The organism is Cytobacillus kochii, assembly GCF_044790165.1.
In the GTDB taxonomy this organism is placed as follows: Bacteria; Bacillota; Bacilli; order Bacillales; family Cytobacillaceae; genus Cytobacillus; species Cytobacillus kochii.
In genome coordinates this window covers 2,288,780-2,301,553 of sequence record NZ_CP085254.1, presented here as the reverse complement: position 1 = coordinate 2,301,553, position 12,774 = coordinate 2,288,780, and the positions used below count along the sequence as shown (strand labels likewise).

12 protein-coding genes are annotated in these 12,774 nt (G+C 37.7%); 11 read left to right on the top strand and 1 reads right to left on the bottom strand.

Annotation, left to right across the window (positions count from 1 at the left end; genetic code table 11):
* Positions 1 to 2: 2 nt before the first annotated feature.
* The gene (locus tag LG276_RS11940; protein WP_251161620.1) at positions 3 to 764 is read right to left on the bottom strand and encodes an IclR family transcriptional regulator; all 762 of its coding nucleotides are present in this window, start codon (positions 762 to 764) and stop codon (positions 3 to 5) included.
* A gap of 226 nt (positions 765 to 990) precedes the next feature.
* On the opposite strand from LG276_RS11940, the gene LG276_RS11935 reads away from it, so the two are divergent.
* The 11 genes from LG276_RS11935 to LG276_RS11885 all read left to right on the top strand — a co-directional run bounded on the left by LG276_RS11935 (position 991) and on the right by LG276_RS11885 (position 12,759).
* Positions 991 to 2,313: an MmgE/PrpD family protein gene (locus tag LG276_RS11935; protein ID WP_251161619.1), complete on the top strand. Its 1,323-nt coding sequence runs from the start codon at positions 991 to 993 to the stop codon at positions 2,311 to 2,313.
* Positions 2,314 to 2,440: 127 nt separating this feature from the next.
* Positions 2,441 to 3,823: a flavocytochrome c gene (locus LG276_RS11930; protein WP_251161618.1), complete on the top strand. Its 1,383-nt coding sequence runs from the start codon at positions 2,441 to 2,443 to the stop codon at positions 3,821 to 3,823.
* Positions 3,820 to 4,530, top strand: a complete 711-nt coding sequence (locus LG276_RS11925) for an isochorismatase family protein (protein ID WP_251161617.1) — start codon at positions 3,820 to 3,822, stop codon at positions 4,528 to 4,530. Before LG276_RS11930 ends, LG276_RS11925 begins: the two co-directional genes overlap by 4 nt.
* On the top strand, positions 4,520 to 5,902 hold the full coding sequence (locus tag LG276_RS11920) for a dihydroorotase family protein (RefSeq protein ID WP_251161616.1): 1,383 nt from the start codon (positions 4,520 to 4,522) through the stop codon (positions 5,900 to 5,902). The genes LG276_RS11925 and LG276_RS11920 overlap by 11 nt, the downstream gene beginning before the upstream one ends.
* Positions 5,903 to 5,923: 21 nt before the next feature.
* The gene (locus LG276_RS11915) at positions 5,924 to 7,126 is read left to right on the top strand and encodes an ABC transporter substrate-binding protein (RefSeq protein WP_251161615.1); all 1,203 of its coding nucleotides are present in this window, start codon (positions 5,924 to 5,926) and stop codon (positions 7,124 to 7,126) included.
* Positions 7,127 to 7,336: 210 nt separating this feature from the next.
* A complete protein-coding gene (locus LG276_RS11910) occupies positions 7,337 to 8,206 on the top strand; it encodes a branched-chain amino acid ABC transporter permease (RefSeq protein ID WP_251161614.1) in 870 nt (289 codons plus the stop codon).
* Positions 8,203 to 9,216 carry a branched-chain amino acid ABC transporter permease gene (locus LG276_RS11905; protein WP_191811576.1) on the top strand — a complete coding sequence of 338 codons (1,014 nt, stop codon included), beginning with the start codon at positions 8,203 to 8,205 and terminating at the stop codon, positions 9,214 to 9,216. Before LG276_RS11910 ends, LG276_RS11905 begins: the two co-directional genes overlap by 4 nt.
* Entirely contained in the window at positions 9,188 to 9,916 is a 729-nt protein-coding gene (locus LG276_RS11900) for an ABC transporter ATP-binding protein (RefSeq protein ID WP_251161613.1), read from the top strand. The genes LG276_RS11905 and LG276_RS11900 overlap by 29 nt, the downstream gene beginning before the upstream one ends.
* Positions 9,916 to 10,626 carry an ABC transporter ATP-binding protein gene (locus tag LG276_RS11895; protein WP_225230481.1) on the top strand — a complete coding sequence of 237 codons (711 nt, stop codon included), beginning with the start codon at positions 9,916 to 9,918 and terminating at the stop codon, positions 10,624 to 10,626. The genes LG276_RS11900 and LG276_RS11895 overlap by 1 nt, the downstream gene beginning before the upstream one ends.
* A gap of 46 nt (positions 10,627 to 10,672) precedes the next feature.
* Positions 10,673 to 11,410 (top strand): IclR family transcriptional regulator, encoded by a 738-nt coding sequence (locus tag LG276_RS11890; RefSeq protein ID WP_251161612.1) that lies wholly within the window; start codon positions 10,673 to 10,675, stop codon positions 11,408 to 11,410.
* Between the two features lie 20 nt (positions 11,411 to 11,430).
* A complete protein-coding gene (locus LG276_RS11885; RefSeq protein WP_251161611.1) occupies positions 11,431 to 12,759 on the top strand; it encodes an MmgE/PrpD family protein in 1,329 nt (442 codons plus the stop codon).
* The last annotated feature ends 15 nt before the right edge of the window (positions 12,760 to 12,774 follow it).

Here is a 12,774-nt window from a genome sequence, read left to right as displayed (position 1 = left end):
AATCATCCTCCTAATTTTTGATAACCCATCATAGCTGATAATTTTTCTGCTGACTGTATGGCTGCTTTTATAAATAACTGTTTATTATTATCTAGCCTTGCTGATAGCCCTGAGATAGAGAGTCCGCCAATTAGCTGCTGCTGGCTATTTAAAATGGGGGTGGAAATCGCAAATGCTCCGATAATTCGTTCATGCATGCTGAAGGCAAATCCCTGCTCCTGGAACAGTAAGAGGTCTTTTTTTAATTCTGCTGTTTCATTCTTCGTCAATCCGGATCCTTCAATAACTTCTTCAATTAGTTCGTCTTTAGAAAAGGCAAGCAGCAGTTTACCTGAAGCCCCTTTATAAAGAGGGTAAGGAATGCCTAAGTTGATAAACTGTCGAATATCTTCCTTTCCCTCTAATTTCTCAATACATATTCTCGAAGATCCTTGTATGATATTCAAACTTATTGTTTCTTTCGTAATCTCATTAAGCTCATTCATGATAGGCAGGGCCATTTTTCTTAAATCTAGATTTTCAGTAACAATCTGGGCGAAATGTATAAAAGGTAGACCAAGCCGGTAAGTATTCATAGCTTCATTTTTATTAATCAGTTCTTTTTTCATCATAGAAGAGAGTAATCGAAAGACCGTTGTCCGATTTAACCCTGTTCGTTTGACGATATCATTGAGTGATAGCTCCGGTGTTCGTGTTGTGAAGCAATATAATAGTTCAATCGCTCTTTCAACAGATTGAACCGTTTCAGTTTCATTTGTTTTCAAATTTTAATCCCCTTATTACATATTATGAACAACATGTTCACGATACGAACATACAAACATCGTAAGGGAAGTATTAGGAGAAGTCAATATAATTATCAGATTTATTTAAATTTAAAATTAATTCAAAACTTTTTGATGAAATTCATTGACTTAAAAATTTAAATAATGATAGAATTTATAAAAAATAGAACACGTTTCATAATATGGAACAACAGAAGGTGGCTGAATGGAATATCAACAAGTATTAAGTGAGTACGCAACCAATTTTCAACTTCATGATGCATCAGAAGAAGTAAAACGGAGAGCGAAATTAATCATTCTTGATTCAATAACTGCCATGATCCATGGAAATCAGTCTTTACATATGCTCAAGCTGCAAGAGGATATCAGTCAGAATGAAGCCAATAAAGGCTACGCAACTATTGTAGGCAGACAACCTTCTATTAGCCCTCAGATGGCAGCCTTTATTAATGGGATTGCAATGGTGAGTGAGGAGATGGATGAAGGTAATCCGATTGCAAAAGGTCATCCAAGTTGTCACTTCTTTCCTTCTTTATTGGCCTATGCTGAAACGAGTCACTGCAATGGAAGAAGTTTTTTAGAAAGCTTTATACTCGGCTATGAGATTGCAGCTAGAGCAGGGGCAGCTATTACCTTACGAGACGACATACATCCTCATGGAAATTGGGGGGTAATTGGGGCTATATTTGCTTTAGGTAAACTGAAAAACTATCATGCAAGTGATTACGAGCGAGGATTTTATTTAAGTAGCTCATTGCCTAATGTATCTTTATGGCAGCCGGTGTTAGAAGGTCATCGGTTAAGGGATGTATACGTCGGTTTGAACAATATGCATTCATTTTTAATCGGCCATCTTATTACAGCTGGTTTTTCGAGCAGTCCTAACGCTATGAAGCAAATTTATGGTGATGGAATATTAGGAAAGCGTTTTCAAAGCGAAAAATTAATAGAAAATCTTGGCGTTGAATACTACTTGCTGAAAACGTATTTCAAATTTTATGACTTTTGTCGTTTCTGCCATTCTCCTATGGATGGAGTAAATAAACTATTAAAAATGGAAACAATCCTCCCTAAAGATGTGGAGAGAGTAGATATCTTTACCTATTCAATGGCAGCTAGGCTGAATAATCAAAATGTGAAAAATCCATATGCAGGCAAATTTTCTATACCTTATGCTGTGGCAAGCTTATTTTATCCAAAGGGAAGTCAGAACGAAGAGAGGCTCAATTTTACCAAGAAAGTATTTGTTCATGAGGATGTTAATATGACACAATTGCTTCCTGACCAACGCGATTCACGTGTTGTAATTAAAATGGTAAATCAGCAGCAATTTACGATGACTGTTAGTGGAGCTAGCGGAGATGCTCATGAGGTAGGAATTGAAGAAAAAGTAATAGAAAAAAGCGAAAGAACTTTAGCAAAGGTGCTTAGCTGTCAGCGTGCGAAGGATCTTATAGAAAAAATTCTTTCTTTAGAAGAATTGGAAGATATCTCAACAATCACAGAATTGATGCGACCAGCTCATTAATTATTGAAAAATAAAAAATATTGTAAATAAATATGACATCTTAGTTGTCAATTTATTTTATAGTGTTACCATGATAATTAAATGAAACAAGTTTCACAATATGGAACAAATTGGAGGATTCAACATTATGTGGGATGCTGAGTTAGATGTAGTTGTAGCAGGTGCTGGTGGTTGCGGCTTGGTGGCTGCATTAGCAGCAGCTGAAAAAGGCTTAGAGGTAGGAGTTTTTGAAAAAACAGATTTTGTTTTGGGCAATACAGCTGCCAGTGCCGGAATGATTCCTGCAGCGAATACAAGATTTCAGAAAGAGGAAGGAATTTTTGAGACAGCAGAAGAGATGACAGAGGATATCTTAAGGAAAAATCATAATGAAAGTGACTATGATTTAACCTTAGCTTTATGTAAAGAATCGGGCCCATTAATTGAGTGGATGGCAGATACGCTGCAAATTCAGCTTTCACTAGTAAAAGAGTTTAAATATCCTGGTCAAAGGAATTTTCGAATGCATGCACCACCCTCGAGATCAGGATTAGAACTAATAAAAAAGCTTAAACAAGCTGTTGCAAAGCGGGACAACATTTACTTACTATTAAAATCAGAGGTAAATGAATTAATAACAAATGAGAACAAAGAAGTCATTGGAATAGAAGTAAAAACAGATGATGGTATTCAGCGAATTAAAGCAAATAAAGTCATACTAGCAACAAATGGCTTTGGGGCAAATAAAGAAATGGTAAGTAAATATATTCCTGAAATAGCAGATGCGCTCTATTTTGGTTATGAAGCAAATACAGGTGATGCAATTAGAATGGGCGAGAAAGTGGAGGCATCATTTGCCTCCTTAACAAGTTATCAAGGGCACTCTGCTGTCGCAAAATCACAAGGTATTTTAGTAACATGGGGAACGGTTATGATGGGTGGATTTATGGTCAATCAAAATGGCGAGCGATTTGGCGATGAATCTCATGGATACTCAGAATTCGCTGTTCAAGTATTAAATCAGCCAGGCCAATGCGGATATATTATTTTCGATCAGCATATATTCGATCAATTGATTAGTATTGAAGATTTTAGCCAGCTTGTTGGGATGAAAGCTTTTAAAACAAGTGATTCGATTGATAAGTTAGCGAAGTTGTTAGATTTGCCTGCGGAAAATCTACAAAAAACTTTCGAATCAGTTGTTGTAGCTGTTGATGAAGGCATAGATGCATATGGAAGAGCAGAATGGCCAAAGAAGCTTATCCCACCTTATTATGCGATCAAGGTATCGCCTGCTCTTTTCCATACACAAGGTGGTTTGCAAATAAATTCCAATGCACAGGTGATAAATAAGAATGGTAAATCTATTAAGAATTTATATGCAGGCGGAGGGGCAGCGGTTGGAATTTCAGGTAACCATTCTTATGGTTATATGTCAGGAAACGGCCTCTTAGCTGCATTAGGTTATGGAAAAATTGCCGGAGACCATGCGGCACTATCAATTTTAAATGAAGGGATAGAAATATTATGACTAGACCATGGGAAGATATGTTGACTGAGGTAGATAGAATGGTAATTCAAAAAGGAGGATATGGAAAAAAGAGAGGATTAGGGAAAAAGCCTGCTCTTGTTATTATAGATATTCAACATAACTATGTAGGAGCAAACCTCCCGATAGCAGATCAGCTTGAAACATGGCCAAGTGGGGGAGGTGCAAAGGCATGGGAAGCAATTGAGAAAATAAAAAAAATGAAAAAGCTGTCAGATCAATTAAATATACCAACAATCTATACAAGGAATGTGCAGAAGAAAACCATCAATTTTGATTCATTTGCGGTTAAAGCTGAACGAGATAATTCTAAGTACATTGACGGAAGACCTGAGGCGCAAATTGTTTCTGAACTTGAGCCAGAAAGCAAGGATCTTGTTGTTGATAAAAGCTATGCAAGTGCCTTTTTTGGAACGCCACTTATTAGTTATCTAGTAAAAATGGGCGTCGATACATTGATTATTGTAGGTGGTTCGACGAGTGGATGTGTCCGTGCAACAGCCGTAGATGCAGTCACGCATAATTTCAATGTAGCTGTTGTGGAGGACTGTGTTTATGATCGGATCGAACTGTCTCATAAAGCCGGTCTACTTGATCTATGGATGAAATATTGCGACGTATCACCGTCAGAAGAAATTTACGATTATCTAAAACAATTTCAAGAAGGAGGAGTTAAAGTTGAAGGTTAATCAACTGATTAAAAATGGGTTAGTCGTCTTCCCTAAAGAAGGAGTTAAGGCGGTTGATATCGGTGTCATTAATGGTAAAATTGCTGGTATTTATAATGAGAACTCGGAGATAGAAGCTGATGAAGTAATTGATGCAAACCGTTTACATGTGTTCCCTGGAGTGATCGATGCCCACCAGCATCTAGGAATCTATAATTCAATTGAAAAAGATTTTCTTGATACGAAACAGCATGCCGTTGGAGGTATTACAACGATTGTCAATTATGATCGGCAACCAGTTAGCTATTTGGATTTTTTTCCTAAAGTACAAGATATCGGTGAAAAACATAGTTATATTGACTTTACATATAGCTTAGGTATTTTGACAGAACAGCATATTGATGAGCTTGAAGAGACGGTTAAACGTTTCGGGCTGACATCATTTAAGTTTTTTAGGAATTATGAACGACAATTAAATGATAAATTCAAAATATCCAATGGCATTAACTTATCTTCCTATGATTTAATGCGTCTTCTGGAGAAATTTAAGTCTATCTCTCCTAAACTGCTATTAGCGATTCATTGCGAGAATATGGATATTAATCGCAGTTTGATTAAGAAGTATAAAGAAGAAGGTGCTGAAGAAGGATTAAAAACATGGTCTCTTACAAGCCCTGGTTTTGCGGAAGCAGAATCATTACTAAGCACATTGTATATAAATTCGATTGTTGGTGGAAATGTTTTTATTGTGCATTTGACGTCAGGGGCTAGTATCGATGTGCTTGAAAAGATGCCATGGCTACTTGAGAAAGGGGTAAAGGTAGAAACTTGTCCCCATTATTTGAACTTAACAGAAGAATCTTCAACTGGATTGAAAGCAAAAGTAGGTCCACCTATTCATGGTCAATACGATTCAGATCGTTTATGGGAGGGGATTAAGGAAGGCATTGTGAATGCAATTGGAACAGACCATGTGCCTGGATCACTTGCAACCAAATTTTCTAAAGGAAATGGAGTATTTGAAGCAGAGTACGGATTCCCAAGTGCTGGTGCACTATTGCCAATGATGATTACTGAAGGTCATATGAAAAGGGGAATTCCGCTTGAAAGAATTGCTGATATCACTTCCTATCAAGTAGCTGAATCGTTTAATTTGGAAAATAAGGGACGTATTGAAATAGGAGCAGATGCTGATTTCGCCATTGTGGATTTAGCTAATGCCAAAACAATTTCGCCAGAAGTACTTCATTCGAATTCAGATTATTCTATATTTGATGGATTTGAGACCGTAGGATGGCCAGTGTATACCATCAGTAGGGGAGAAGTAATCGTAAACAATGGAATACCAACAAAGGAAAGTGGTAGAGGTAAATTTGTTAGAAGGTCCATTTAATGATAAAAGTGGGGGATGGAATTGAAAAAAATCGTTTTTCTTATGCTGGCGACGCTGTTCATATTGACAGGTTGTACTGGAGAAGCACAATCAGGCGATGAGAATATTGTGAAAATCGGCGCACTTCATCCATTAAGCGGTGCATTGGCTAATGAAGGTCAGGAAATGCGTGATGCAGCAAGACTTGCAGTTGAAGAAATTAATGAAGCAGGCGGAATCGAGTCTTTAGGCGGTGCAAAGGTCGAATTAATAGAAGCTGATCATGAAGGTGCACCAGAAAAAGGGATGTCTGAAATTCAAAGGTTAGATCGTGAAAAAGTAGTTGGTGTTATTGGTGCTTATTCAAGTGGTGTTACATTACCAGCAACCCAAGAAGCTGAAAGAGCAGGGATCCCATTCGTTGTCGATATTGCTACAGTCGAAGAAGTTACAAAGAGAGGCTTTAAATACACCTTCAGAGTTCAGCCACCAGCATCGACTATGGCAGCGAACTTTTTAGACTATTTTAATGTGCTTAATGAAATGAGTGATTCCCCTTTAGAGACAGTTGTTCTTGTTCATGAGGACTCAGTGTTTGGGACAAGTATTGCTAGTTTGATAGAGAAAGGGGCAGCAGATCACGGAATTGAAGTGCTGGATAACATCCCTCACGCTGCAACAACAGCAGATTTATCATCGACAATCAATAAAATTAATCGGCTCAAGCCTGACGCAGTGATTGCAACAACCTATTTGCGTGATGGCACGCTACTGGTAAATGGATTAAATCAATCTAACTTTCAGCCTAAAGCAATAATCGGTGTTGCTAATGGAGCATTTAGCAATACGTCATTTATTAATGATGAAACAGAAATCAATCAATATATTATGGATGTCAACTATTCTATCAATCCTCAAAGTAACCTGGCAATTGAAGTTTCGAAAAGATATGAAGACCAATTTAATAAACATATGGGGCCGAATGCAGCTTATTCTTATACTGCCACGAAAGTCCTAATTGATGCAGTAGAGAGAGCTGGTTCAACCGATCGGGCCAAAATTCAGAAGGCTTTATCCGAAACAAATGTAACAGAGCATATCCTTCCCCAGGATTCAATTATTTTTGATGAAAGTGGACAAAATGCAAATGCCCAGGCTGTTTTAAATCAAATTATCAACGGTGAAACTAAAGTTATTTACCCTGATGAATACAAGAATGCCGACGCTGTATTACCAACAAAGTAATAAAAAGAGGGAACGAAGAGAGGGTACTATGTATAGACAATGTTAACATTTGAGGCCTTCAGTTGTGTTTGTAGCCGCTTGTAAGCTCACCTCATTTGGAAGCGTGCGTCATACATAGGAAAACTCCACCCCAACTTTCAAAATTAGAATGATTGAGGGAACGAAATGGGTTCTCGTTTATAAAAAACACTAGGTATAGGAGGGAAGTTGATGCTCACTTTGATATTACAGTCCTTGGTGGACGGTATTTTAATGGGAGGTATTTATGGACTGGTAGCTATAGGCCTCACCTTAATCTTTGGGGTAATGAAAATTATTAATTTTGCTCAAGGGGCATTATTAATGTTAGGTATGTATATTTCATACTGGTCGTTTAGCCTTCTTGGGCTTAATCCATACTTATCGATACCATTAAGCGCCATTTCCTTATTTTTCATTGGTGCGATCATTCAGAAGACAATCTTATCTAAAATGTTAAATGCGCCAGAGCATAATCAATTGCTTGTAACACTTGGAATTATGCTTGTTATTGAAAACCTTGCGTTAATATTATGGAGTCCTGATTTTCGCAGCGTAAAATTAGAAGGTTTTATTCAAACGTTTAATATAGGTGAAGTAGGAGTAAATGTCCCGAAATTAATTGCTTTTATTGCAGCGATTGTATTATCAATAGGCCTGTTTTTATTTCTTAAAAAAACGATGCTTGGGAAGGCGATACGCGCAACTTCAATCAATCGCAACGGCGCAATGCTATCAGGAATCAACACGAAACGCATAAACTATATTGCCTTTGGATTAGGCGCTTCTCTTGCAGCAATCGCTGGTTCGCTCATTACGCCATTTTTCTATACTTCGCCGACAGTAGGTGCCACTTTTATATTAAAGGGATTTGTTGTGGTAGTTCTTGGCGGATTGGGCAACTTTATTGGTGCAATAATAGGTGGGCTCATTATTGGCATTTCTGAAGCGTTAGGAGGAGCTTTTTTACCTGGTAGTTTAAAAGAACTCATGACCTATATTATTTTTGTCATTGTCCTAATGGCAAAACCTAATGGTTTATTTGGGGGGAAAGCACGATGAGAAAATTTCCTATTCTAATCAGCTTAGCATTACTTATCTTTACGTTCTTTCCTCTTATTGTCAAAGACCAGTACTACATGCACATTGCCATTCTCATTTTATATTATGCATTGGTGAGCCAAGCATGGAATATATTGAGCGGTTACTCAGGCCAGTTTTCATTTGGGCATGCAGCTTTTTTTGGAACAGGTGCTTATACATCAAGTATATTATTCACGAAGCTTGGTGTATCGCCTTGGATTGGACTTTTTGCAGGGGCCCTAATCGCAGCCTTAATTGGTCTATTCATTGGATATCTGTCGTTCAGATTCAAATTGAGAGGTGTGTTCTTTTCGCTTGGAACACTTGCATTTGCGGAAATTCTGCGAATCATCATTCAGAATTTTGACATTTTCAATAAAACACTTGGTGTACTTATTCCATATAAACCAGATCCCCTTATGTTTCAATTTAGCTCGCGTACCACTTATTATTACATCATTCTATTATTTGCGTTCGCAGTCACTGTTTTAGTTTATTATATTAGTCGTTCTAAGTTGGGCTATAACTTGGTCGCCATCCGCGAAAATGAAGATGCTGCCCAATCACTAGGTGTAAATACGTATAAAAATAAAATGATTGCTATTGCAATCAGTGCAAGCTTAACAGCAATAGGGGGGACATTTTATGCACAATATATGCTTTTTATTGAACCTGCGACGACTTTTTCTAATGATGTATCGATTAATATTTTGTTACCGGCTATCATTGGCGGGGCAGGAACGGTTTTAGGTCCGATTGTAGGTTCACTCATTATTATTCCAATTGGGGAGCTTACAACCACTTTATTCGGAAACTTTGTCGGAGCGAATTTAATGGCTTACGGGGTCATTTTAATTCTTGTCATGCTGTACTTGCCTGAAGGAATTGTTGGGTGGTTCCAAAATAAATTTGGGAAGGAAAAAAATGCAAAGAAAAAGAAAGATAACAGCATAAATGGGGGTGAAGACGTTGGAACTTTTAAAAATTGAAGGATTGACAAAACGCTTTGCTGGCCTAGTAGCAGTAAACAATGTCAACTTAACGCTCAATAAAGGAGAAATTGTTGGGCTAGTTGGTCCGAATGGAGCAGGAAAGACAACTTTATTCCATTCTGTATGTGGATTTCACACACCGGAGGAAGGATCTGTTAAGTATAATGGTAAAGAGATAATTGGAAATAAACCAGAGCATATATGTAAAGAAGGGATTGCGAGAACATTTCAGATTGTGCAGCCTTTTGGCAATCTGACAGTGTTAGAAAATGTCATTGTTGGCGCATTTAATCGAGAAAAAAGTTATAAAGAAGCAGAAAGATTGGCTTTGGAAAACCTAGATTTAATTGGTATTTCATCTCTTGCCTATTCCAGAATGAAAGACCTAACCTTTCCAAATCAAAAGAAAGTAGAAGTAGCCAGAGCTCTTGCTACAAGCCCTGAAGTTCTTTTTTTAGATGAAGTAATGTCAGGGCTTAATCCATCTGAGGTGAATGAATTCATTGAGCTTATTAAGAATATTAGAGACAGCGGAATTTCCATCTTCTTCATTGAACATCTTATGTCTGCGGTGATGGCACTATCTGATCGCCTAGCTGTTATGCATCTGGGAGAAAAAATAGCTGATGGAGACCCGCAGGAAGTAATGAAAATTCCAACTGTAGTAGAGGCGTATTTAGGAGAGGAAGTATCATGATGTTAAGAGTATCGAACCTGGATGCAGGTTATGGAAATTTACAGGTGTTAAGAAATATCACTTTTGAAGTGAACTCCGGTGAATTAGTCAGTATACTAGGAACGAACGGTGCAGGGAAAACTACTTTGTTGAGGACCTTATCTGGATTAATTTCTACTACCAATGGACAAATAGAGTTCAATGGAAAGCATATACAAAAAATGCAACCAGAGAATATTGTCAAGGAAGGATTAATACAGGTGCCAGAAGGCAGAATGTTATTTACTGAAATGACAATACGTGAAAACTTAGAGTTAGGTGCTTATTCTTCAGCGGCACGTAAAAATATGAAGAAAAATATCGAGTACTGCTTTAAGCTATTTCCGATTTTAAAGGAAAGGGAAAACCAGATGGCAGGAAGCTTCAGTGGAGGCCAGCAACAAATGCTTGCAATAGGTAGAGCACTGATGGCTCAACCTAAGATTCTATTATTAGATGAGCCTTCTACAGGGTTATCGCCTTTATTAACAAAACAAGTATTTGACATTATTAAGGAGATTAAGCAACAGGGTGTCACTGTCCTATTAGTTGAACAGAATGCACATCAAGCATTATCCATGTCTGATAGGGGATATGTGATTGAAAATGGAGAGATAGTGATGTCAGGTACAGCAGAATCTTTGCTGCAGGATAATAAACTTAGAGAATCTTATTTAGGTCTAGCCAATTAAGACCCTTGCACCGAATAGTTTTTTGATAGACTGGAGAGTTCACAAAATGAAAATAATTGAAAAAATGGCTAAAATACTATCTTTGTACTCTATGAATAGAACAAGCTTATCTATTAGTGAGGTACAAGAGGAATTGGGATACCCTAAAAGCACCGTCTTTCGTATCCTCAACGCACTAGAAGAATTTGATTATATTGAAAGGAACAAAGATACGCATAGATACTCTTTAGGTGTTAATTTTTTTAGGCTGGGTAGCATTGTTCAAAGCCAATTGGATTTTAGGCATGTCGCCATACCGATAATGAAAAAAATGGTAGAAGAAACGAGCGAAACAGTGGAACTTAATATTAAGGACGACCTTAATCGAGTATGCGTAGAAAAGGTTGATAGTCCTCAGGATGTCCGAAACTTTGTAAGAATTGGAGAACGAAAGCCACTTCATTTAGGTGCTTCAGGAAAGGTATTGATTGCATTCGAGAAGGAAACCGACAGAGAAAAAACACTCGATAATCTAGCTATGCAAAACAGTCATATCCCTATTCAAGCATTACGAGAAGAACTCAATCAAATCAACCAACGTGGTTTCTGTGTTACGAAAGGTGAAAGGGTTCCTGGGAGCTTTGCTATTGCTGCACCTATATTTGATCAAAACAAAGAGATGATCGCAAGCTTAACGATTGCAGGTCCTATCCAGAGACTTACGCCAGAACATGAGGAGGAATTAATTGCAAAAATAAATGAGGGAGCTAGACAAATCAGCAATAGCCTAGGCTATTTTGAATAAGAGAAGGAGGAGAAGGCCGATTGATCAAGAAAGCTTCAGCAATATATGATGCAGTTTGGTCAGACTTTAATGAAGAAACAATTGATACAGCTAAATGGATCTTGCTAGATACATTAGGAGCTTTGATTGCTGGCATGCAGCAACAAGATACGCTCGAATTAGCTAAGCAATTTTCTGGAACGGGTAGCTATCAGCTGCTTGGTACTACCCTCCATGCAGATAAGTATAGTACTGGACTTGTACATGGTACGGCATGTGTGGCTACAGAGATGGATGAAGGAAACCAATATAGTAAAGGCCACCCTGCGGCCCATGTGATTCCTGTTATTCTCACGATGCTGCAAAGAAGTAAAAATGTTTCTGGACAAGAACTGATTAGTATAATTATTAAAGGCTATGAATACTGCTCAAGATTTGGTAGAGCGACTACTCTATCACCAGAAGCACATGCTCATGGAACATGGGGAGTAATGGGGGCTGCAGCAACTGCGCTCATGATTGATGGAGCAGATAAAGCAACATTTCAAGAAGGTGTGAACCTAAGCGCTAGCTTCTCATTGCCAACCTTATGGACATCGGCATTAGAAGGTAAATTAATTAGAAATATTTACGCTGGCCATGCGATTGAAATGGGAATGAAAAGTGTGATATTTGCCCGTACCAATCATTTGGCGCCGAAAAATAATGTTTCAACTGTGTTTTCCACTATTCTCGGCAGTGGATTTAATTGGATTGATTTAGAGAGAGGTAAGAATGCGCCCTGGGATATTGAACTCAATTATTTTAAACCCTATGCTTTTTGTCGTTATGTACATTCTCCTATTGATGCCGTTAAGTCTATTTTTGACAAACAGCAACTTGGTCCAGATCAGATAGAAAGAATAAACGTATATACCTATGCAAGAGCATCCTCTTTATCACATCAGGATTATGAAAATATACTGTCATCAAAGTTTAGCATTCCTTTTGCTATTGCTGTACAGCTCTATCATCAGAAAGCAAATCAATCTGTTTTCATAGAACAGCTGCACAAGGATAAAGAGATAAAAGAGTTCGCTAAAAAGGTGTTTGTTCAATATTCTGATGAGCTCGAAAAGGATTATCCTCTTCAAATGCCCGCTCGAGTGGAAATTATAGATTCATATGGAAATATATATAGCGAACGTGTAGACATTGCAAAGGGCGGGCCGGGTAAGAAACTATCTGAAAGCGAATTAATAGAAAAATTTAAGACCTTGACATCTACCGTCTACAGCAGCAATCAACAGGATAAAATAATTGATTTTATTACCCATTTAGAAACGGAAACGAATATTGAGAAAATATTTGTTTTATTGGAGTTGAACTAAAAGTATATTTTTTAG